25 protein-coding genes are annotated in these 20,308 nt (G+C 40.2%); 20 read left to right on the top strand and 5 right to left on the bottom strand.

Annotated elements, in window-relative coordinates:
* The first annotated feature begins 36 nt into the window (after positions 1 to 36).
* Positions 37 to 402, top strand: coding sequence for a hypothetical protein (locus tag KHB02_RS20610; RefSeq protein WP_213145244.1), 366 nt, complete (start codon positions 37 to 39; stop codon positions 400 to 402).
* A gap of 39 nt (positions 403 to 441) precedes the next feature.
* Here the strand turns inward: KHB02_RS20610 and KHB02_RS20605 are convergent, their stop codons facing one another.
* Complete coding sequence (locus tag KHB02_RS20605; protein WP_213145245.1) at positions 442 to 1,323, bottom strand: VanW family protein; 882 nt, start codon at positions 1,321 to 1,323, stop codon at positions 442 to 444.
* A 171-nt stretch (positions 1,324 to 1,494) separates the two neighbouring features.
* Between KHB02_RS20605 and KHB02_RS20600 the strand changes: the two genes are divergently transcribed.
* The 18 genes from KHB02_RS20600 to KHB02_RS20515 all read left to right on the top strand — a co-directional run bounded on the left by KHB02_RS20600 (position 1,495) and on the right by KHB02_RS20515 (position 17,203).
* Positions 1,495 to 2,031: a helix-turn-helix domain-containing protein gene (locus tag KHB02_RS20600; protein WP_213145246.1), complete on the top strand. Its 537-nt coding sequence runs from the start codon at positions 1,495 to 1,497 to the stop codon at positions 2,029 to 2,031.
* A 134-nt stretch (positions 2,032 to 2,165) separates the two neighbouring features.
* Positions 2,166 to 2,360 carry a hypothetical protein gene (locus KHB02_RS20595; protein ID WP_213120614.1) on the top strand — a complete coding sequence of 65 codons (195 nt, stop codon included), beginning with the start codon at positions 2,166 to 2,168 and terminating at the stop codon, positions 2,358 to 2,360.
* Between the two features lie 244 nt (positions 2,361 to 2,604).
* Positions 2,605 to 3,357, top strand: a complete 753-nt coding sequence (locus tag KHB02_RS20590) for an SDR family NAD(P)-dependent oxidoreductase (RefSeq protein ID WP_213145247.1) — start codon at positions 2,605 to 2,607, stop codon at positions 3,355 to 3,357.
* 78 nt (positions 3,358 to 3,435) lie between these two features.
* Complete coding sequence (locus KHB02_RS20585) at positions 3,436 to 5,049, top strand: long-chain-fatty-acid--CoA ligase (RefSeq protein WP_213145248.1); 1,614 nt, start codon at positions 3,436 to 3,438, stop codon at positions 5,047 to 5,049.
* A gap of 109 nt (positions 5,050 to 5,158) precedes the next feature.
* Positions 5,159 to 5,728: a TetR/AcrR family transcriptional regulator gene (locus KHB02_RS20580; RefSeq protein ID WP_213145249.1), complete on the top strand. Its 570-nt coding sequence runs from the start codon at positions 5,159 to 5,161 to the stop codon at positions 5,726 to 5,728.
* Between the two features lie 184 nt (positions 5,729 to 5,912).
* Complete coding sequence (locus KHB02_RS20575; protein WP_213145250.1) at positions 5,913 to 6,314, top strand: acyl-CoA thioesterase; 402 nt, start codon at positions 5,913 to 5,915, stop codon at positions 6,312 to 6,314.
* Between the two features lie 55 nt (positions 6,315 to 6,369).
* Positions 6,370 to 7,446: a phosphotransferase family protein gene (locus tag KHB02_RS20570; RefSeq protein ID WP_213145251.1), complete on the top strand. Its 1,077-nt coding sequence runs from the start codon at positions 6,370 to 6,372 to the stop codon at positions 7,444 to 7,446.
* Between the two features lie 17 nt (positions 7,447 to 7,463).
* The gene (locus tag KHB02_RS20565) at positions 7,464 to 8,204 is read left to right on the top strand and encodes a 2-phosphosulfolactate phosphatase (RefSeq protein ID WP_213145252.1); all 741 of its coding nucleotides are present in this window, start codon (positions 7,464 to 7,466) and stop codon (positions 8,202 to 8,204) included.
* Positions 8,205 to 8,234: 30 nt separating this feature from the next.
* Entirely contained in the window at positions 8,235 to 9,005 is a 771-nt protein-coding gene (locus KHB02_RS20560) for an SDR family NAD(P)-dependent oxidoreductase (RefSeq protein ID WP_213145253.1), read from the top strand.
* Positions 9,006 to 9,047: 42 nt separating this feature from the next.
* A complete protein-coding gene (locus tag KHB02_RS20555; protein WP_213145254.1) occupies positions 9,048 to 9,830 on the top strand; it encodes an enoyl-CoA hydratase/isomerase family protein in 783 nt (260 codons plus the stop codon).
* A gap of 175 nt (positions 9,831 to 10,005) precedes the next feature.
* Positions 10,006 to 10,701, top strand: a complete 696-nt coding sequence (locus tag KHB02_RS20550; protein ID WP_213145255.1) for a winged helix-turn-helix domain-containing protein — start codon at positions 10,006 to 10,008, stop codon at positions 10,699 to 10,701.
* Positions 10,679 to 12,103: a sensor histidine kinase gene (locus tag KHB02_RS20545; RefSeq protein WP_213145256.1), complete on the top strand. Its 1,425-nt coding sequence runs from the start codon at positions 10,679 to 10,681 to the stop codon at positions 12,101 to 12,103. Before KHB02_RS20550 ends, KHB02_RS20545 begins: the two co-directional genes overlap by 23 nt.
* A gap of 140 nt (positions 12,104 to 12,243) precedes the next feature.
* Complete coding sequence (locus KHB02_RS20540; RefSeq protein WP_213145257.1) at positions 12,244 to 13,542, top strand: S1C family serine protease; 1,299 nt, start codon at positions 12,244 to 12,246, stop codon at positions 13,540 to 13,542.
* A 42-nt stretch (positions 13,543 to 13,584) separates the two neighbouring features.
* Entirely contained in the window at positions 13,585 to 14,001 is a 417-nt protein-coding gene (locus KHB02_RS20535; protein WP_241113994.1) for a hypothetical protein, read from the top strand.
* 79 nt (positions 14,002 to 14,080) lie between these two features.
* A complete protein-coding gene (locus KHB02_RS20530; RefSeq protein ID WP_213145258.1) occupies positions 14,081 to 14,509 on the top strand; it encodes a cell wall hydrolase in 429 nt (142 codons plus the stop codon).
* Between the two features lie 117 nt (positions 14,510 to 14,626).
* Positions 14,627 to 15,211 (top strand): YitT family protein, encoded by a 585-nt coding sequence (locus tag KHB02_RS20525; RefSeq protein WP_213145259.1) that lies wholly within the window; start codon positions 14,627 to 14,629, stop codon positions 15,209 to 15,211.
* Between the two features lie 98 nt (positions 15,212 to 15,309).
* Positions 15,310 to 15,987, top strand: coding sequence for a response regulator transcription factor (locus KHB02_RS20520; protein ID WP_213145260.1), 678 nt, complete (start codon positions 15,310 to 15,312; stop codon positions 15,985 to 15,987).
* Positions 15,980 to 17,203, top strand: a complete 1,224-nt coding sequence (locus KHB02_RS20515) for a sensor histidine kinase (RefSeq protein WP_213145261.1) — start codon at positions 15,980 to 15,982, stop codon at positions 17,201 to 17,203. Before KHB02_RS20520 ends, KHB02_RS20515 begins: the two co-directional genes overlap by 8 nt.
* Before the next feature lie 22 nt (positions 17,204 to 17,225).
* Here KHB02_RS20515 and KHB02_RS20510 read toward each other — a convergent pair whose 3' ends face one another.
* Genes KHB02_RS20510 through KHB02_RS20495 form a run of 4 tightly spaced genes read right to left on the bottom strand, consistent with a single transcriptional unit; the run spans position 17,226 to position 19,607 of the window.
* On the bottom strand, positions 17,226 to 17,792 hold the full coding sequence (locus KHB02_RS20510) for a ferric reductase-like transmembrane domain-containing protein (protein WP_241113993.1): 567 nt from the start codon (positions 17,790 to 17,792) through the stop codon (positions 17,226 to 17,228).
* A gap of 4 nt (positions 17,793 to 17,796) precedes the next feature.
* A complete protein-coding gene (locus tag KHB02_RS20505; protein ID WP_241113992.1) occupies positions 17,797 to 18,729 on the bottom strand; it encodes an FAD:protein FMN transferase in 933 nt (310 codons plus the stop codon).
* The gene (locus tag KHB02_RS20500; RefSeq protein WP_213145262.1) at positions 18,704 to 18,952 is read right to left on the bottom strand and encodes a hypothetical protein; all 249 of its coding nucleotides are present in this window, start codon (positions 18,950 to 18,952) and stop codon (positions 18,704 to 18,706) included. Before KHB02_RS20500 ends, KHB02_RS20505 begins: the two co-directional genes overlap by 26 nt.
* A 16-nt stretch (positions 18,953 to 18,968) precedes the next feature.
* On the bottom strand, positions 18,969 to 19,607 hold the full coding sequence (locus KHB02_RS20495) for a copper amine oxidase N-terminal domain-containing protein (RefSeq protein WP_213145263.1): 639 nt from the start codon (positions 19,605 to 19,607) through the stop codon (positions 18,969 to 18,971).
* A 116-nt stretch (positions 19,608 to 19,723) separates the two neighbouring features.
* Between KHB02_RS20495 and mug the strand changes: the two genes are divergently transcribed.
* Positions 19,724 to 20,230, top strand: a complete 507-nt coding sequence (gene mug, locus KHB02_RS20490) for a G/U mismatch-specific DNA glycosylase (RefSeq protein WP_213145264.1) — start codon at positions 19,724 to 19,726, stop codon at positions 20,228 to 20,230.
* Positions 20,231 to 20,308: the final 78 nt, after the last annotated feature.

Here is a 20,308-nt window from a genome sequence, read left to right as displayed (position 1 = left end):
GACATTCTTCACATTTAGCGTTAAGGGGTGCATAGCATGAGAAATCTAAGCAGAATGCCGTTTTTAAATATGTTTAGGCCGAAAAGAAGGAGTAATGGAGCCATGTGGGCATCTCTTTTAGGACTCGGTGTAAGTGCAGTTGTTTATGGGGTAACTAGAGGAAAACGAAACAATCTCGGGCTTCCTTTCAAAGCTGCGGTAAAAAACATGGCACCAAATATGAATTTCACAGGAATGAATAATGCAGTTAAAAACATGGCACCAAATATGAATCTCGAAGGTATGAATAATGCCGTGAAAAATCTGGTGCCAAATATGAACCTCGATAGGATGGATAATGCAGCTTTAACTGAGTTCTCTGAAGAGTTATTAAAGAGTGCCTTAAATAATGAACGGCACTAATATGCAAACGAAGAGGCTGTCTAAAATGTCAGCCTCTTTTTAATAGCGGGGATTTGGAATTTTTCTTGGTATGTAATTGCTTGTTTCGGAAGTGAAAACCTTTATAATCAGCAAACCGCCAAGTGTTCTAGCTCGGATTAAAACAGGCTGGCTGTATTTGTTTTTAAAAACAAAATCAGGTCCATACCAACTGACCGTAGCATCTCTGCCTGGAGGGATATATGGAACTTTACGACTGTGGGAAAATCGCTCAACAATCTCAAGTCCAGCGTTATCGACGGCATTAAAAAGGGTCGAGGAAACTTGGCAAATTCCGCCACCAATATCTTCTGAATATTCGCCTCTTACAATTACCTTTGCCGTTAAGTAGCCCTTGGCTTTTGTCCGTTTTCCGACCACCTTGTTAAACGAAAACGTCTCACCTGGAAAGACAACATAATTATTAATAGCATCGGCTGCTAATTTAATATTTGTGGTTCGGTTTTTATTAAACGAATTAAATGAAGTCACGTAACGGCCAATTCTTACAGTACTAATCTCATTTAGAAGCTCACTGTCTACCTTTGGATAAACGGTGAGCATCGGAATTTCCATGCTGTTCGGAGTATTGTTATAAAAATAAGAATAAAACCGCTCCGTGAAGGCTTGGCGATGGATTTGAAAGCCTGCCTTTTCAGGTATGATATTTCCATTATGGTCAAAGCTTGCATTTTCAGGCTGGACGGAAACTTTTTTATCCAATTGATCTAAAAATTGGTTATATTTTTTAGTATTAATGATTGGTAAATCTGTATAGGGTGAGAAAAAGTCCACTCTGCTAATCTTTGTTATGGTGCTGCCGTCTTTAGTTATTGTCAAGTAATCAAGCTGAGAGACCGGTTGAACAGCCAGCCAAAAGCCGAGAACCCACGATAATACCATATTACAAAACCTCCTCATTATAATATGGGTTGAAATTTTATCTTTCATGTAGCTAAAAAAGGAATTCTTTACAGGCATATTAAAAAAAATGGGAAATAAGGGTTTACAAAATTAATAAAATGTAATATTATCATTATTGATAATGATAATAAAATTTAGGAGTAATTATTTATGAAGGATTCCAAAGTTGATGTTATATTACACCCGGTCAGAATGAGAATCATTCAACAATTAATTAACCAAGAGCTGACGGCGCAGCAATTAAAAGAATTGCTTCCAGACATTCCTCAAGCATCTCTTTATCGAAATATCAAAAAATTGGCGGATGCTGAGGTGATTCAAGTTGTTGCAGAAGTGCCGATCCGCGGGACGGTTGAGAAGGTTTATTCCATTCATCAAACAGGAATGGCAGTTAGTCCAGAAGAAATGAATAACATGTCTAAGGACGAACATATGGGCTTCTTTATCAAATTTTTGGCCAATTTGATGGGGGAATTTGAGCGCTATTTAAACCAGGAAAACATTGATTTAGTTGCTGATGGAGTAAGCTTTCGGCAAGGGACTTTTTATTTAAATGATGAAGAATTTAGGGAATTTATCAAGCAACTTACAGCTGTATATGCGAACATATCACAAAATAAGCCTGAGAAAGGAAGAAGAAGTAGGATAATATCGAATATTTTCATACCTGGGGAGAAAATGGAGTAATGGGGACTAGGTCACTAGTCTCTTTTTTATAGAAAAAATGAAAAAATTGTAGAAATATGCTATATTAGCATTAGATAACAAAAGAATAGGAGAATGCTAGCAAACTGCTAACATAAGAAACGGGAGTGTCTGTTTTGGAGCAAAATGACAGAATTCAATTGAATGTAAGAATTTCGAAGGACACCGCGGCGAAACTTGATGAGATTGTCGAGTATTACCAGCAAGGATTAAAGCTTGGTAGAATCTATAAGGGTGATGTTCTGACAGATATTATTGAAAAATCGTATGAAGTGATGAACAAACAGAAAAAAATGCAAAAAAGATTTTAATATGGAGGGGCTGTCAAATGGGACAGCCTCTTTCCATTTTCAGTGCGAAAATTGTAAAAATTTATTAGAATATTTAGAAAAGAATTTGAATTATTACTTTACCAATAGTATAATTATAGTTATTACATACCAACCGGTTAGTATAAGAATCGCGAACAATTTTTATGCGGGCATCTAAGATGATAATGTAAGCGTGTTCAAACTAACTATATCTAAATTTGAGAAAAGTGAGGTTTGATAGTTTATGAGATTTTTAGGTAAAACAGCCATTGTAACCGGCGGAGGAAGCGGGATTGGGCGCGCAGTGGCCATCCGATTTGCACAGGAAGGGGCAGCGGTAGCAGTAGCGGACGTTGATTCCCTTGGTGGTGAGGAAACGGTCAGCATCATAGAAAACGCAGGAGGAAAAGCAATCTTCGTAAAGACAGACGTTGCAGACTCCAACCAAATAAAAGAATTGATTAGTACAACAACGAATACGTTCGGCTCTTTAAATATCATGTTCAACAACGCTGGAATTGGCAATTCCGAGGTGAAAAGCACGGATTTATCAGAAGATGAATGGGACAAAGTCGTTGATATTAATTTAAAAGGAGTTTTCCTTGGCATTAAGTACGCGGTTCCTGAGCTAATTAAAGCAGGCGGAGGGGCAATTGTTAACACGGCAAGTCTATTGGGATTAAAAGGGCAAAAGTACATGTCAGCCTATAATGCATCTAAAGGCGGAGTGGTGATTTTGACGAAAAACGCCGCACTTGAATATGGAAAAAAGAATATCCGTGTAAATGCGATTGCACCTGGTGTCATTGATACTAAAATCATTGAAAACTGGAGACAAAGCGAGTGGAAATGGCCGATCATTTCAAAGGCAAATGCCCTTGGCCGAATTGGCAATCCTGAAGAGGTAGCAAATGCTGTTTTATTTTTAGCATCAGATGAAGCCTCTTTTATAACAGGTGCAACACTTTCAGTTGATGGCGGAGGTCTGACGTTCTAATTGGAAACGAGGAACTGCTGCAGCTAGACAAGAGCGAAAGAGAACTGTGATCTATAAATATCAATCGGAGGTATATCGATGAGTTATCAAAAAGCATGGCTAGCAAATTATCCTGAGTCTATTGCAAAGACGATTGAAATTCCTAATATACCGTTAGGTCAGATTTTAAAAGAAACTACTGAAAAGTTTCCGGAAAATAATGCTCTATCATTCTATGGAAAAAAAATAAGCTATAAAGAGCTATCCTCCCTAGCGTTTGCATTTACTTCGGCCATCCAGCAAAACCAAGTCCAAAAAGGCGATCGGGTTGCCATCATGCTGCCAAACTGTCCGCAATATGTGGTTGCCTATTATGGCATCCTAAACGCCGGCGGCATTATCACACAGGTCAACCCGATGTCTGTTGAAAGAGAACTCATTCATATTCTAAACGATTCCGGTGCGGAAACGATGGTTGTACTTGACGCCCTCTACCCTAGGGTGAAAAGCGTGCAGGCGCAAACTCCATTAAAAAATATTATTGTTGTCAGCCTGCAGCCTTCAGGACAGGATTTTGCTCCGGACCGCAGCTTTGAAAGCTTCCTTAAGGAGGGCAATGGAACTGTGGTTCCGGTAGAATTTGAACCTGAACACGATGTTGCTGTTCTTCAGTATACAGGCGGAACAACAGGCCGTTCCAAAGGCGCCATGCTGACACACCGCAATATTTTGGCTAACGTACTTCAATGCCAGGAATTTTTCAAACATGAAATGGAATTTGGCAAAGAGAAGTGCTTAACGGTCATCCCTCTTTTTCATGTGTTTGGGATGACTTCATGTATGAATCTTTCAATCTATACAGGCGCTGAGTCCATAATGCTTCCCCGTTTTGACCTAGAGGAGGTGTTGAATACAATCAAAACAGAACAGCCAACGACCTTCCCTGGTGTTCCAACCATGTACGTTGCTCTAACTAACCATCCGAAGGCAGAAGAGTATGGCTTAAATTGTATTCGGACATGTAATAGCGGAAGCGCGCCAATGCCGGTTGAATTACTTCGTGAGTTTGAAGGTAAAACAGGAGCGCAAATTTTGGAAGGTTACGGATTATCGGAAGCATCACCGACAACACACTGCAACCCGCCATTTGCTGCGAGAAAAACGGGCAGCGTCGGTATTGGAGTACCTTCAACAGAATATAAAATTGTCGACTTATCAACAGGAACGGAAGAAGTGCCGACAGGCGAGCTAGGAGAAGTAATTATTAAAGGGCCGCAGGTTATGAAAGGGTACTGGAACATGCCGGAGGAAACGGCCAATACCTTAAAGGATGGCTGGTTGTATACAGGCGATATTGCCAAAGTGGATGAAGATGGCTATTTATATATTGTTGACCGGAAAAAAGACATGATCATCGCAGGAGGATTCAATATTTATCCTCGTGATATCGAAGAGGTTTTGTATGAGCATCCTTCTGTCCAAGAGGCTGTTGTCATCGGGGTGCCGGACCCTTACAGAGGAGAAACAGTAAAGGCGTATGTCGTCTTAAAAGCTGGAAAAACGGCAACAGAGGATGAGATTATTCAATATTGCAGAGAAAATCTTGCAGCCTATAAGGCGCCTCGCAATGTGGAATTCCGTGAACAGCTGCCAAAAACCGGAGTTGGGAAAATCCTTCGCCGCAGCTTGAGAGAAGAAGCTTTAAAACAGTAGGGGGCACTTATGAAAATTTTTAAAAAGTTCACGCAATCAATATTATAGAAGAGATAAAGTTTATGGTATAATCTCGAATAGATATTTACATGATTGTGAGGATATTAAGGTGAAGGAAAAAATAACGGAACAAAGCATCCGCTTATTTGAAGAAAAAGGATTTAGTGAAACGTCCATTCAAGACATCGTCGATACACTAGGGGTGACAAAAGGGACCTTTTACTATTATTTTTCAAGTAAAGAAGAACTGCTTATGGATATCCATCTTGGATATATTAGCGAAATATTGAGCCGCCAAGAGCAAATCTTAGGGGATGATTCAAAAAGCTTTAAGCAAAAATTATTTGACATTATTTTAATGTTAATTTCCGATATTAAGATTCGCGGCCGTGCTGCAAAAATCTTTTTTAGAGAAATGAAAAATTTAAGTCCGGAACATGCTGCATTAATTGTGCCGAAACGGGATCAATTCCGTTTAAATACTGAGGAGCTGATTCAAGCTGGAATGAAAAATGGCGAATTTCGGCCAGATTTAAATGCATCCATTGTATCTTTTGCGATTCTTGGGATCGTCAACTGGAGTTATCAATGGTTTAACCCAAAGGGAGCTTATACGGACCAAGAGGTAAGCGAGATATTTGTCGATATGATTTTAAAGGGAATTCAATTACGCGGATAGAAATAAAAAGAGGGATATTAATGCCGATTATATCCCTCTTTTTAAGCCAAGAACATACCAACCGGTTAGTATTGGTGAATAACTCCAAAATTAATAGGTATAAATCAAAAGAATGGTGCATTTCATTTAGTTGGAAAGCTTGTTTTTCAAAACGAATGTAGAGACGGAGGTATAAAAGAAGAATATGCACGAAATACAGATAACTGTTCGTTTCGGCGAAACAGATGCATTAGGCCATATCAATAATACAAGTTATTTCATTTACCTTGAAGAAGCAAGGATTCGCTTTTTTGAAGCAATTGGCTACCAGGTTGATGCACGGGATTGGAATTTTATCCTTGCTTCTACGAAATGTGATTTTATTAGCCAAGGGTATTTCAATCAACAATTAATAATTAAAACAAGCGTCTCCAAAATTGGGTCAAAAAGCTTTCACTTGGACCATGAAATCATTTGTTCGCATACAAAGAAACTGATTGCCCAAGGGAATGCGGTGATGGTCTGCTTTGATTTTGAAAAACAACAAAGTGAGCTACTGCCGGAAGTTTTATTAGATAAACTGAAAAGTCATCTGGTGTATTCATAGGGTTATCCACAATAATAAAAGTCTGAATTTTTTGAATTGAAAGGAGGATGAAAACATGCCTTATCAAGTGAATAAGGATACGATTCCTGTTCGTATAGGAGAGGAGTTAAATCTAGCTATTTTAGAAACGTTTTTGCGTGAGAATATTAAGTCATCGCCGAGTGCCCCGCTGGAAATTTTACAGTTTTCTGCAGGAGCCTCGAATTTAACCTATCAAATAAGGATGGGAGACTGGGAGGCAGTGTTAAGACGTCCTCCTCTTGGTCCAGTGGCACCAAAAGCACATGATATGGAACGGGAATTTAAGATTCTGACAGAATTAAATCCCATCTTCCCGGCCGCACCTAAGCCATTTCTGTTCTCCGATAATCATGAGATTGTCGGCAGCCCATTTTTTATCATGGAGCGAAAGCATGGTTTTGTCTTGGACACTTCATTTCCTGCTGGAGTACATGTGACACCTGAGCTTTGTCAACAGATTTCTGAACTAATGGTTGAAAACCTGGTGAAACTGCATGCTCTTCCCTACAAGGAAACAGGACTTATGCAAATAAGCAAGCCTGATGGCTTTATGGAGCGGCAGGTTCACGGCTGGATTGGCCGTTATGAACGGGCCAAAACGGATGAAATTTCCGAGGTGGAATCCCTGAAGAAGTGGCTTGTGAGCAATATTCCTAACCATTCTGAGGCAGCTGTGATTCATTATGATTACAAGCTGAATAATGCGATGTTAAATGATGATTTTACCGAGATGGTCGGTTTGTTTGATTGGGAAATGACTACCGTAGGTGACCCCCTTGCTGATTTGGGGGCTGCGATGAGTTACTGGAGTCTCCCTGAGGACCCGCAAAACATGAAAAAAGGGATGGGCAGAGATCCGGTTACCGCTGTCCACGAAGGTTTTTTCACAAGGAAGGAATTTATTGAGTGCTATGCCAGAAAAAGCGGCAGGGATGTCTCTAACTTGCATTTCTATTTGACGTTTGCTTATTTCAAACTCGCTGTCATCTGCCAGCAAATCTATTATCGGTATAAGAAGGGGCAAACAAGCGATACAAGATTTGCAACCCTAAACAATTATGTTAAGGGATTAATCCAGCATGCGACATTTACAGCCAATGAAAAGCTTTAGCAGGGGGATGGAATGAAATGGCCAAAATTCACCTTCTTGTGAAGAAGGAAGATATCAGTGAGGAGAAAATTTTAGAAGGAAATAAAGTGGCAGTTGTTTTAGACATTCTTTTAGCCACGACAACCATTGTATCAGCTTTAAAGGACGGAGCAAAGGAAGTTATACCTGTTCTTAACAGTTCCGAAGCTAGTGATTTAGCTGAAAATTTCATGCACGGTACCTGCCTTCTTGCTGGTGAACTGGATGCGAAACCAATTGACGGCTTTTTATATCCCAGTCCAACCTTAATCAGGGAGAACGTCAAAGGAAAGACGCTCATTTTATCTACCACAAATGGAACAGTTGCTTTAAGAAAGGCTGCTTCCGCCAAGAAGGTTTATGTAGCCTCGATTTTAAATAATCCTGCGGTTGCCGAAACGCTGGCGAATGTTGAGGAAGAGCAAACCGTTCTTATCATTTGTTCCGGAAATTCCGGAGAGCTCAGCTTAGAAGACTTTTATGGTTCAGGGCATCTAATTGATTGTTTGGTAAAAGCAGGCCAACACGAGCTAACAGACGCAGCAAAGGCTGCCATGTATTTTTACCGCGGTCAGGAACATGCTGGGTATGAAATATTCGTAAACTCCTATGTTGGCAGGCTATTAGAAAAATATGATCAACATCCAGATTTGAAACTCGCGGTTTCTAAAGGGATTACATCTATCGTACCGATTTTGAAAAATGGAAAAGTAGTAATCGAGACAGCTTGCACTGTCTAGAAAATTTAAGGAGATCAGGGGGGATAACGGATGAGGTTTTTAGATACCGTTGCGTTAGTGACCGGGGCCGGAAGCGGAATAGGAAAAGCCGCTGCCATTAGGCTTGCAAGTGAAGGGGCAAAGGTCATTTTGGTGGGCAGGACAAAAAGAAAATTGGAAGAAACGGCTGAAGAAATAAATCGCCAAAGTAAAATTCCAAGGGCTGAAATTTTTCCAGCGGATTGTACGGATGCCGAAGATGTCGAGGAGCTGGCAGAATATGTCCAGCAGCATTATGGTGATCTCCACATTCTTGTTAATAATGCAGGAGGGTCACGACACAACAAAATATTAGACATGTCGGAAGCAGATTGGGACTATGTTCAAAATGTGAATTTAAAGAGCGTATTCCTTGTCTCAAAAGCAATGGGGAAAATCATGATTGAGGGCGCACAGCGTTCCGAGCACAATCGTGCGATTGTCAATATTGCCTCATTATCGGGACACCAGGCTGGGGCGGAAATTCCTCACTATAGTGCAGCTAAAGCGGCAGTGATTAATTTTACAAGATCATTGGCGTTGGACTTTTCTAAATACGGAATCCGTGTGAACTCCGTTTCGCCAGGGTTTGTCGAGACCCCGTTAACCGAACGAGGCCTGCAAAATGAACGTTTTGTCCGTGCCATTGAAAAAAATACGGCAATGTCGAGAGTGGGAACTCCTGAGGAAATTGCAAGCGTCATAGCGTTTGCAGCATCCAGCGATGCCTCCTATATGACCGGTTCTGATTTACTAGTGGATGGCGGCTGGCTGATTAAATAATTTTAAAAACCATAAAATTTTTAAATGGAAAGGGAGATCATAATGGCGCAAGAACATTTATTAGTAGAAAAATTAGGACCTGTTTTATCACTGACCTTGAACCGCCCGGAAAGTCTCAATGCCTTTAGCCCGGAAATGATTTTAGGATTGAAGGATGCTCTCAGAAACGCGCAAAATGATGACGATATCCAAGCCATCGTGCTATCTGGATCCGGCCGTTCCTTCTGTGCCGGCGGTGACGTGAAAGGGATGGGACAGGGAAGGTCAGGCGTTCAAGTTTATGAACATATTGGCAAACTGAATGAGCTTATTTTATTAATGAAGGATGTTGAAAAGCCGATAATTGCCGCGGTTCACGGCTTTGCTGCGGGTGCAGGCTTTAATTTGGTTCTAGCCTGTGACTTAATAGTCGCAGCCGAGGACAGTAAATATGCGCTAAGCTTTTCCCAGGTTGGGCTGATTTCTGATGGAGGAGGTTCTTATTTCCTTCCTAGATTGGTTGGTCCGCATTTAGCCAAGCAATTCTTCTTTACAGCAGAGCCTATTCCGGCCGAACGTCTTTATCAATTAGGTGTCATCAATTATCTTGTTCCGGCTGAGAAGCTTCAAGAAGAAACAACTAAATTAGCTTTAAAATTAGCGAATGGTCCAGGATTGTCATATGGAAAACAGAAGAAACTGGTTGATAAATCGTTTACTTCATCGCTGGAAGAGATTCTTGAGCTAGAGCGTTTAACCCAAATGATTATGGTTGAATCAGAGGACCATAAAGAAGGAACTACAGCCTTTAAAGAAAAGAGAAAACCGGTATTTAGAGGCAAATAGGAGTTTATGAAGGAGGCCCCCTGAGTCCACTCAAGGCCTCTTTTTCTATGAGAATATTAACAGAATATGAACAATGTATTAATTAATAGGGAAGAATAATACTGAAGGTTTGCTATGTTTGCAAATTTGTTTACACTAATAGTATCAAGTTTCTAACTCTGGGAGTTGAGCATTAGTGAAAATATTAGTGATCGAGGATAATAAAAGTGTTTGTTCAATGATTGAAATGTTTTTTGCAAAAGAGGGGATTGAAGGAGTATTTGTCAATGACGGATTCGAGGGCTACAACCAATTCAAGAATGGCACATGGGATGCTTTGATTGTTGATTGGATGCTGCCCGGCATGGATGGGGTCACCATATGCCGAAAAATCAGAGAAGAAAAAAATACTGTCCCCATCATTATGCTAACAGCAAAGGACAGCGAGTCAGACCAGGTTCTTGGCCTTGAAATGGGAGCGGATGACTATGTAACGAAGCCGTTCAGCCCGCTGACCCTGATGGCCCGGATTAAGGCAGTAACCCGACGTGTTCAGGTCCAGGCACCAAAAGATAACGAAGGGGCATTGGAAACAGACCATTTTAAAATCAACAAAACAACTAGAGAAGTAATGGTTGACGGGACTCCGATAACCAATTTGACCCCCAAGGAGTTTGATTTGCTTTTCTATATGGCGGAGCATCCTCGCCAGGTTTTCTCACGGGAGCAGCTGCTTGAAAGGGTCTGGGGCTATCAGTTTTATGGAGATGAACGAACCGTTGATGTGCATATCAAAAGGTTGCGGAAAAAGGTGGAGACTTCGGAGCAGCCATTCTTCCATACTGTTTGGGGAGTAGGGTATAAGTTCGATGACGCGCTTAAAACAGACTAAGTTCCGTTACTTTTATCAACAGTTTAGCAGCCATATCAGCATTATTATTGTAGCGTTTTTACTATTAAGTTTATTATTTGCCCATTATCTTGAAAACCTTGTTTATAGGAACAAGGCGGATGAACTAATTTCCTATGGCAAAGCTATTTTGTCGGATATTAAAGAAAATCCGTATGCAACCGAAATCGTGCTTAATAAATATAGTTCTGTTTTACCAGCTCGTAAAATAAGCTTTAGTTTATTTGATCGGGATGGCAAATTGTATTTAGTTTCTAATCGAGGGCCAGAAATTAAATACCTGCCCCGGGAGGATTGGGAAAGCTTAAAAAAGGGTAAGACGATTATTGTTCAAAGCGATTATAAAAGATTTGACCAGGATGGCGTAACATTTGTCGTTTTACCCTATTTGGAAAATGGAAAATTCTATGGGGGAATTCTGCTCACCTCACCGATTAGCGGTTCCCTCGAAATGATTCAAGAAATTAATCAGATTTTATTGTATACTATTTTGATTGCTTTTGGTGTTTCTTTCCTTCAGAGCTGGTACTTATCAAGAATTCATGTGAAAAGGATTAGAAGGCTTCGGGAGGCAACCTCTCAAGTATCTAAAGGGGATTATAATGTTCATGTTCAATCCTCAAATTATGATGAAATCGGAGAATTAGCAAATGATTTTAATCACATGGTTGATAAAATCAATACCTCTATGGCCGAGATTGAAAGCTTGGAAAACCGCCGTCGTCAATTTATGGCCGATGTTTCTCATGAAATGAGGACACCGCTTACGACCATAAGCGGAGTGATTGAAGGGCTAAAAAACAATATGATTTCTGAAGAAGATAAAGAAAGAGGCATAAACCTAGTCAGCCAAGAGGCAAAAAGACTGATTCGTCTCGTTAATGAAAATCTTGATTTTGAAAAAATCCGTTCCAACCAGATACAGTTAATGAAGGAAGAAATTGAGCTTTTGGATGTTCTTGAGATAATACAGGAGCAATTAAGTCTTCAGGCGGAAGAAAAAAACAATCAAATCATTGTTGAGGCAGCACCGGAAGTTTACGTAAAAGCCGATTACGACCGGCTTATTCAAATCTTAATTAATATAACGAAAAATAGCATTCAATTTACAAGAGAGGGAACCATCTGGCTTCGCGGAAGGGAAGAGCCGGACAGTGTCATCATTGAAGTGGAGGATACCGGAATTGGGATTGATCCTGCTGAAGTAGAAAAAATCTGGCGCCGCTTTTACAAAGCTGATATTTCCAGAACCAGTAACCCTTATGGTGAGTTTGGTCTAGGACTTTCTATTGTGAAACAGCTAGTGCTTCTCCATAGTGGGGATATAAATGTTGTGAGTGAAAAAGGGAAAGGGACAAAATTTATTATTCGTTTTCCAAAATAAACGTCGCGGGAAAATTGCTCCCGCGGCTTTTTTCATAATAATTTCTAAAAGCCGTTAAAGTTTGTTAATAATTTCTTAAAATTTGTCAGGTATAGTAAAGACAAGATAAGAAGTTAACATACTTAAAGGAGAAGATTAGGATGGAATTCAGAGATCCGAATGAAATCAATCAAACTCAAAACGATTCGTATGAAGTGACAAGAATCCAGCCCGGAACAGAGCAGATGAGGACCGATCCTCCTGTTAAAAGTAAACCCAAAAAAGGGTTTGTAAAAGGATTTGTTTCGACGGTAGCGGCAGGAGTGGTCGGATCTGCATTGACATTAGCAGTCCTGCCGCATACTGATTATTTCCAGAACTATTATCCTGCAGCGGCAAATCAAGACACAAGCAGTTCACAGGCAGCCAAGAGTACGGCTTCAACGGTTAGACCGGTATCAACAAAGTCCACTTCAGATTCTGCTTCTATTGCTGATACAGTGGAGCAGGTTTCAAAGGCGATTGTCGGTATTGTCAATTACCAGCAGCAAAATGATCCTTTTTTCCGTAGTTCAAATTCATCCCAAAGTGTAGAATCTGGATCGGGCTCTGGAGTTCTTTTTCAAAAAAAGGGTGATTTTGCCTACATCGTTACCAATAACCATGTAGTAGAGGGTGCTTCGAAGCTGGAGGTTTCCATATACAATGGTGAAAAAACGACAGCAGAAGTTGTCGGCACAGATGCCTTGACTGACCTTGCAGTTTTAAAAATTGATGCTAAAAATGTTTCGACAACAGTTCAATTTGGCGATTCATCAACCCTTCGTCCCGGCGATCAGGTTTACGCAATCGGAAATCCATTGGGGCTAGAGCTTTCTAGGACAGTAACCCAGGGAATTGTCAGTGCCACGAATAGAAGCATTCCAGTTTCGACATCAGCAGGGAACTGGGAAACCAATGTCATCCAGACAGATGCAGCGATTAATCCAGGAAACAGCGGAGGAGCGCTAATCAATTCTCAGGGGCTTGTCGTTGGCATTAATAGCATGAAAATTTCCGAAAATGGTGTGGAAGGTCTGGGATTTGCCATCCCAAGCAATGATGTTATTCCAATCGTTAATCAACTAATCCAAAACGGAAAAATTGTGCGTCCCTATTTAGGGGTTGGACTGGCAGACTTAAATCAAGTTTCGCAAATGTATTGGCAAAGCCTTCCTGAAAATATCACCAAAGGGGTTTTGGTCATGAATATTGACCCGAATTCCGCCGCCGCCAAAGCAGGCTTCGAGCCAAAGGATGTGATTGTTTCTATGAACGGAACAGCAATTGCTAATTCATCGGATTTAAGAAAATATCTATACTCTAAGGTTAAAGTTGGCGATGAGATTAAATTTGAAATATATCGTGATGGAAAACAAAAAACGTTAACTGCCAAGTTGACGAATAATAATAGCGAATAGATTTAGAAAAGATAAAACCATTAACTTCAAATTTGAGGTGATATGGTGAACCGAATTGGAAAATATGCAACAAGCGATTTTGTGGATGATATTGAGCTGCTGACTATGCTTTTTGAACTCCCTGAGAAGGATAAAATGCTAATGTGGTCTGAAGGCTATATTGACCTTGTGATTGAAAAATTACCTGTATATGCCCGTGACATTTTGGAGAAAAGGATCGAAAAGTGGGAGGATACCAAAGCTTATTTTGAAATTCAGCTGAATGAAATTAAACAGGACCAAGAGTTTTTAGCAAAATTAAAGGGCGAACGGAAGGAGTTCGCTCTTTTTGTCATGAAACGGTATCCAGAGTTTCAATCACTGCTGTTTTTGTTATATGATGGAAACCTTAAAGAAAGGGATTTAAGGAAGTTTGTTTATCGGCGAAGAGTTAGTTCTGGTAAAAAGTATCTCCATTAAAAAGCTTTCAATTGTTGCAGCTGTCAACACCCATGCCTATAGGAATATGATATAGGGCAGCAACTTTGGAGGTGGCGTTATGGCAGTTGTAAAAGCCAGGAAATCAGACATCGATTTATTGGCACGATTACTAAGAGCAGAAGGTGAAGCAGAAGGGGAGATGGGAATGCTCCTAATTGGAAATGTGGGCATAAATCGGATTCGCGCCAATTGCTCAGATTTTAAAGGGATTCGAACTATTCAGCAAATGATTTATCAGCCTCACGCATTTGAAGCAACAACCCATGGCTATTTTTATCAATCCCCAAGGGAGTCTGAAAGAAGACTTGCCCGAAAGGTGGTAAACGGAGAAAGATTTTGGCCGGCAAAATTTTCACTTTGGTATTTCAAGCCGCAAGGTAATTGCCCGCCAACATGGTATGATCAGCCGTTTGTTTCAAGATATAAGGCCCATTGTTTTTATCAGCCATCCGCGGAAGAATGTGAAAGTGTATATACAACGTTTTAAATGTAAGAGCCATTAGGAATAGCGGCTCTTGTTTTTTTGTATACGGAATCCCTATGAATGAAGTCCATTTTTATTACATATAAGTGGTAATAAAGAACTTGGACAAGGGATGACGAGATGCTGAAAAAATGGGTCATAATTGGCTTTGGAACGTCGATGATTGGAATTGGCATTAACGGGTTTATCCTCCCCTTTCACCTAATAAATGGCGGATTTTTTGGGATTAGTCTGTTGGCCAATTATCTTTGGGACTTAAACCCGGGAATTATATTTATTCTATTGAATATCCCGGTTTACTTGTTTGCGATTAAATATGAACCAAATCTTTTTATAGATGGCTTAATAGGTGCTATTGTTTCAGGGGTAATGATTCAATTTTGGCTGCCGCTCGGCGGTGTTTTTCATATGCCTATCTTAAGCAGTATCATAATTGGTGCCATTATAATCGGGATCGGTGTTGGCGTGATGTTAAGAAATCATATCAGTCCCGGCGGAATCGACTTGCTAGCACTGATTATTTCCAAATGGTCCAAAGTGAATGTGGGGTTGGTTGCCTTAACCATCGATGGAATGATCATAATTTTAGGTCTGCTGCTGCTAAAAGATCCAAAATTCTTGTATTCATTAGTCATAGTTACGATTATCGGATTGTTGATCAGCATTATTACCTCGATTGGCAGGATAGAAATTTCAAAAAATTAATAAGCAAAGAGAACATATTCACCGTTTATTCACTCCTTTTTCAGAATTGATTGCTATGATAATACTAAAAGGAAATTTCTTGAAATGGAGTGTTTAAGGTGAATATTTTACTGGCTGAAGATGATGTCCGGCTAGGGAAAATAATGACACACTTGTTAAAAAAAGAATTTCATCTTGTCGATTGGGTGACCAGTGGCAAAGAGGCATATGACAATGCCCGCATCTATAACTATGATGTTATTATTCTGGACTGGATGCTGCCCGGGGAAAGTGGGCTTTCAGTCTGCAAACGGCTGCGCGAGAAGGAGATCCAAAGTGGCATTTTATTTGTTACGGCTAAAGATGCCAATGAAGACATCATCACAGGTTTAGATTCAGGCGCGGACGATTACATTGTAAAACCATTTGAGTTTAATGAGCTTTCCGCACGGATTCGGGCAATTTGCCGCCGGAAGGAGAAACCTGTTGAAGAATTAATCACGATCAAAGATTTCTCCTTGAATCTGAATACCCATGAATGTAAAAGAAATGGGTATATAATCGATTTAACGAAAAAGGAATATCAACTATTGGAATTGTTAATGCGAAACGCAAATCAAGTTTTGACAAGAGAAATTCTGTTCGAAAAGCTTTGGGGCTATGATTCAGAAGTTTCGGATAATGCGCTTGATGCTTTAGTGAAATTGGTGCGCAAAAAGGTTGATGTCCCTGATAAGCCTTCTTTGATTCAAAATGTCCGTGGAATTGGCTATAAAGTGAGAAATTCTAATGTTTAATCAAGTGAAAAGACGTTTAACAGTTGTTTATACCTTATCGCTGGTCAGTTTGCTTGTTTTGTTTATCGGAATCCTGTACTTCCTTATTTCGCATGAAATCAGTGCAAAGGAAGAGGAACAGCTAATCGGGTATTTTGTTAAAGAAAAGTCTGATTTCCTCGAGGACCTTTATGAGAGGGAACACCATGGAATTGAGTATGATCCGAACAAGTCGATATTTTATTATATATTTAATCAACAGAAAGAGTTTGTGTATGGTGAGGAAAACGTTCAGGGATTTTACCGATGGGTGGAAAATGTACCGATTACAAGTGCTGCCAAGACGGAGAGGATACAGTGGGGAGAAAAACATTTACTTGTGATGATCCTGCCGCTTGAGTCTAGTGGCTTTGCCGTCCTAGGAATGAATATTACAGCAGAAAAACACTTGATTCAAAAAATCACCTGGACGTTGATAACTTTAACGGTATTTTTTAGTTTGATTTTTGCCTATTTAGGTTATTATTTTGCGGGACAAGCAATGAAGCCTATTAAAACAGCTTATCACAAACAGGAAAAATTTGTTTCCGATGCCTCGCATGAACTTAGGACACCATTAAGTATTTTTTACAGTTCGATTGACCTGTTAAATCGCGAAGAGAGTCAGAATATGAGTCCACTTGGAAAGGAAATCCTTCAGGATTTACAAACTGAAGCACAATTAATGAATAGACTAGTCAATGATTTACTCCAATTGGCCAGAAGTGATAAGAAACAATTAACTATGGAGATGAAAGAGGTTAATTTATCTGAATTGTTAACATCCATATACAAGCGGTTCTTACGGAAGAAACCAGCCACTATCATATTTGCACAAAAAATTGAGCCTGAGATTTTTTTGGTTTGCGATGAAACAAGGATACAGGAATTGGTTTATATATTGTTAGATAATGCATTCAAGTATACAAATGAAGGAGAAGTTAAGCTTACATTAAGATTAAACTCTTCTGAAAAAATTATTACTGTTGAAGATTCAGGGTGCGGCATTGCGCAAGAAAATCTTCCTTTTATATTTGACCGTTTTTACCGGACAGATGCCTCAAGAGCAAAAGGAGGCTCCGGTTTAGGTCTATCAATTGCCAAGTCGATTGTGGAGGCCCACGGTGGAAAAATATCCGTGCAAAGCATGCTGGGTAAAGGCAGTGTTTTTACGGTCACAATAAAAGACAAAAATTAAAACGGCAGGATTGGCTGCCGTTTTAATTTTTCAGTTTGCCTTGCTTAGCCTCAGACCCATGCATGATGGTTTCGATATATTTTAGAATTGATAGAACAAAAATGAGGGAAATACTGCCGGCGTATAAAACCAATGCCCACCGCTCTGTTGAATCTGTTCCAATCAATAGCCCGTGCAGAACCATTAGCACCCATGCCGGAAAAACTGCAAGATGGAGTTTTTTCCAATTTTTTATCCCTAATTTTTTTATGAAAAAATCTGAAGAAATCATCACAATGAAAAATAGATAAAATGATAATGTGCCAAGAGCAGAATATATAGGTTGATTGTTTGCAAGTAAAGGGACAAAAAGTTCTGGAATGGAATACGGAACATATTGATCGCGCCAAATTAACATGAGATGAAAAATAATCGTCAACAAACCATACCAGCCGCTGATTTGATGCAGGGAAAGAAGATAGGCTTTCTTTTTCTTCATCACCGTAAAGGAACTGACCAACCCGATTGCAAGGGAAATGGTCATGAAAAAATAGGCCAAAAAACCAGAGCTGCGAATCAATGTCCAAATCGAAATATAGTGGTTTATCAAGTTATCACCTTCCTTTAAAGGTAGTAATTGTTTCATCTTCATGAACGAGAAGCACTGAATAGTGGGGGTTAATCCCCGCTAATGCCTCCATTAATGTGCTATCTTTTTCCATAAAGCAAAGCTTAGCCATTACCTCTGCATCCTGGCAGTTTTCTGTAATGACAGTTGCTTGAAGGATTTCTGATTCAACTGGCAGACCTGTTTTCCCGTTTAATAGGTGGTGTTTTATCCCCTTCTCCTGTACCCAACTGCGATAGACGATATTAGAGGTAGCAATGCTTCCGTTTTTTAATGAAATGTTAGCCATTTCTTGCTTTTCTTCAAAAGGGTGGGCTACACCGATTTTCCATTCCTTCTTTCCATCGGACCAGCATGTAATATCGCCGCCGCCGTCAACAATCCCTGACTTGGCCCCACCGATATTTTTTAGCCATCGTGCTGCAGCTTCAACGGCATAGCCTTTACCTATACCGCCTAAATCTATTTGATTTTCACTGCGTTTTTTTATCGTAAAGGTCTCAAAGTTGAAATCATATGGCGTGTGTTCATCAGTACAAATGACTGGCACTTCGTTCCCAACTTTCAAACTAGACTGGAATGGAAAGGAGTTTGTATAGCCGTGGTATTGCATCTGGGCAAGTAAATAGGGTGAGAAGTATCCTTTCGTCTTCTCGCGATATTGTTCTGCCTGATAGAGTACGTCAAAGAGCGGAGGGGAGACCTTAGCGGTTTCTCCCGGCGCCAACCTATTCAATAATCCAAGTTCATTGTTGGGATTAAAACGAGACCATTCCTTTTCAACATACCGAATCCATCCGGTCATAATCTCCTTCCAATTTGAAATGTGAGTATTGGAGACGGCAATATAAAATGACGTGTTCATTGCCTCTAGGACCAAAAAATCAAAATCATCATGATCTTCGGGTTTGGCGGTCACTTTGTCTTACACCTCCCGAGACAGATTCTCCGTTTATGACAAAGTTAGACCAATCAAGTTTGGCATATTCCCTTTCTTCCTTGCTCATTGATTTTGTTACAGAAAGGTCATTCACAATAGACCCCTTATTTCCCGGATTTGTCCCAATTTGTGTGATGACAAAAGCTGTAAGAGCGGTTCCAGTTACGCCTAGCAGCCATTTTGATTTCGTTGATTTTGCCATTTTCCTCACCTTTCCTTTATAGTGGTTTTAAAGTGAATGCTGAATTTGTTTCATCCCACGAGACGCGAAAGCCCAGCCCGTTTGCTGCTACTGAGATTGGTAGGAACACGGAATTTTCCATGTAGACAGCTTTTGTCGGCATCGGAGTTTTCAGTTGATTTTCATAGATTGCATTCGAGCCTGCTCGAACAATTAATTCCTTATTACCCTTTGTGAGGATACAAATTCTACTCTTAGGGTAAAAAACTGCTTCTGCTCCCACAGCATCAGCAAATGCCTTTGCTGAAATAAGCAGCTGCCCATTCTGCGGAATGACATAAAGGCGAGATTCTTGGTTACCATTGTTGACTGCCATTTCGGACGGAGTATCTACTGGTAAATCGTTATTGGCATTAGTTCGCGGTTCCCGTGTCCAAATATTCCAAAATTCTTGTGATTGGGCTTGCGGGATGGGACTTTGGACTTGATTTTCCCACCCCTCGAAGTCGTCATCATGATCTTCCATTTCATAGTCCTCATCATCATCTTCATCGTAAGACTGAAAATACTCACGCTTCTCGTGATCGTCATCATCCGCTATAACAGCAGTTGTTCCAATTGAGAAAATCACAAATAAGCTGGCAAGTATGGTAAATAATTTTTTCTGTTTCATCATCCATCGGACACCTCCATTTATCTTATTAACTGAAGTTTAGCCCCCTTGTCTGAAAGGAAACTGAAAAGACTATGCTAAAATTAAAAAAGTTCAGTTTATATGAAAGGGATATGATCATGAAACCAGTTAGAGATCGAATAAAGGAGAATTTAGCTGTTTTATTCGTCGGCTTTAATCCCGGGGTCCGCTCAAGTGAAACAGGCCATCATTTTGCAGGGCCAAGCAACCGTTTTTGGAAGATCCTTCATGAAGCAGGCTTGACACCAAGAAAATTGGACCCATCGGAAGGTGATTTATTGCTGGAATTAGGAATGGGGATTACAAATATAGTGGAAAGGCCGACAAAAGCGGCTGCTGAAATCACGAAGGAAGAATTCAAAGAAGGAAGGGAAATTTTAAAACAAAAGATTGAAAAACTGAAGCCTCAAATTGTTTGTTATGTTGGAAAAGGCGTATATCTGGAATACTGCGGTCGTAAAACAGCGCCATGGGGGATACAGGAGGAGGCAATTGTGCCGGGGACGGTAGACTTTGTTGCCCCGAACACAAGCGGATTGGTCAGAATGAAGTTCGATGAGATGGCGGAGATTTATCGGGAGCTTGCCAGGTTAGTCGCAAAATAAAACGACGGCTCAAGGAGTCCGTCGATTCTTATCATTGGTATTTCTTTTGATAGTGCGTTAAGGCGATAAGCGGGAAGA

Origin of the sequence: Neobacillus citreus (genome assembly GCF_018343545.2) — a bacterium.
In the GTDB taxonomy this organism is placed as follows: Bacteria; Bacillota; Bacilli; order Bacillales; family Cytobacillaceae; genus Neobacillus; species Neobacillus citreus.
The sequence above is the reverse complement of the archived record's forward strand: the minus strand, read 5'-3'. Positions and strand labels throughout refer to the sequence as shown.

Excerpts from the sequence above, each read along its gene's own strand:
- KHB02_RS20500 (WP_213145262.1), bottom strand. The coding sequence starts at position 18,952 with ATGGCAAAATCAACGAAATCAAAATGGCTGCTAGGCGTAACTGGAACC.
- KHB02_RS20515 (WP_213145261.1), top strand. The coding sequence starts at position 15,980 with ATGTTTAATCAAGTGAAAAGACGTTTAACAGTTGTTTATACCTTATCG.
- KHB02_RS20555 (WP_213145254.1), top strand. The coding sequence starts at position 9,048 with ATGGCGCAAGAACATTTATTAGTAGAAAAATTAGGACCTGTTTTATCA.
- KHB02_RS20560 (WP_213145253.1), top strand. The coding sequence starts at position 8,235 with ATGAGGTTTTTAGATACCGTTGCGTTAGTGACCGGGGCCGGAAGCGGA.
- KHB02_RS20570 (WP_213145251.1), top strand. The coding sequence starts at position 6,370 with ATGCCTTATCAAGTGAATAAGGATACGATTCCTGTTCGTATAGGAGAG.
- mug (WP_213145264.1), top strand. The coding sequence starts at position 19,724 with ATGAAACCAGTTAGAGATCGAATAAAGGAGAATTTAGCTGTTTTATTC.
- KHB02_RS20605 (WP_213145245.1), bottom strand. The coding sequence starts at position 1,323 with ATGGTATTATCGTGGGTTCTCGGCTTTTGGCTGGCTGTTCAACCGGTC.
- KHB02_RS20495 (WP_213145263.1), bottom strand. The coding sequence starts at position 19,607 with ATGATGAAACAGAAAAAATTATTTACCATACTTGCCAGCTTATTTGTG.
- KHB02_RS20565 (WP_213145252.1), top strand. The coding sequence starts at position 7,464 with ATGGCCAAAATTCACCTTCTTGTGAAGAAGGAAGATATCAGTGAGGAG.
- KHB02_RS20600 (WP_213145246.1), top strand. The coding sequence starts at position 1,495 with ATGAAGGATTCCAAAGTTGATGTTATATTACACCCGGTCAGAATGAGA.
- KHB02_RS20585 (WP_213145248.1), top strand. The coding sequence starts at position 3,436 with ATGAGTTATCAAAAAGCATGGCTAGCAAATTATCCTGAGTCTATTGCA.
- KHB02_RS20610 (WP_213145244.1), top strand. The coding sequence starts at position 37 with ATGAGAAATCTAAGCAGAATGCCGTTTTTAAATATGTTTAGGCCGAAA.
- KHB02_RS20575 (WP_213145250.1), top strand. The coding sequence starts at position 5,913 with ATGCACGAAATACAGATAACTGTTCGTTTCGGCGAAACAGATGCATTA.
- KHB02_RS20535 (WP_241113994.1), top strand. The coding sequence starts at position 13,585 with ATGGTGAACCGAATTGGAAAATATGCAACAAGCGATTTTGTGGATGAT.
- KHB02_RS20540 (WP_213145257.1), top strand. The coding sequence starts at position 12,244 with ATGGAATTCAGAGATCCGAATGAAATCAATCAAACTCAAAACGATTCG.
- KHB02_RS20525 (WP_213145259.1), top strand. The coding sequence starts at position 14,627 with ATGCTGAAAAAATGGGTCATAATTGGCTTTGGAACGTCGATGATTGGA.
- KHB02_RS20530 (WP_213145258.1), top strand. The coding sequence starts at position 14,081 with ATGGCAGTTGTAAAAGCCAGGAAATCAGACATCGATTTATTGGCACGA.
- KHB02_RS20590 (WP_213145247.1), top strand. The coding sequence starts at position 2,605 with ATGAGATTTTTAGGTAAAACAGCCATTGTAACCGGCGGAGGAAGCGGG.
- KHB02_RS20545 (WP_213145256.1), top strand. The coding sequence starts at position 10,679 with ATGACGCGCTTAAAACAGACTAAGTTCCGTTACTTTTATCAACAGTTT.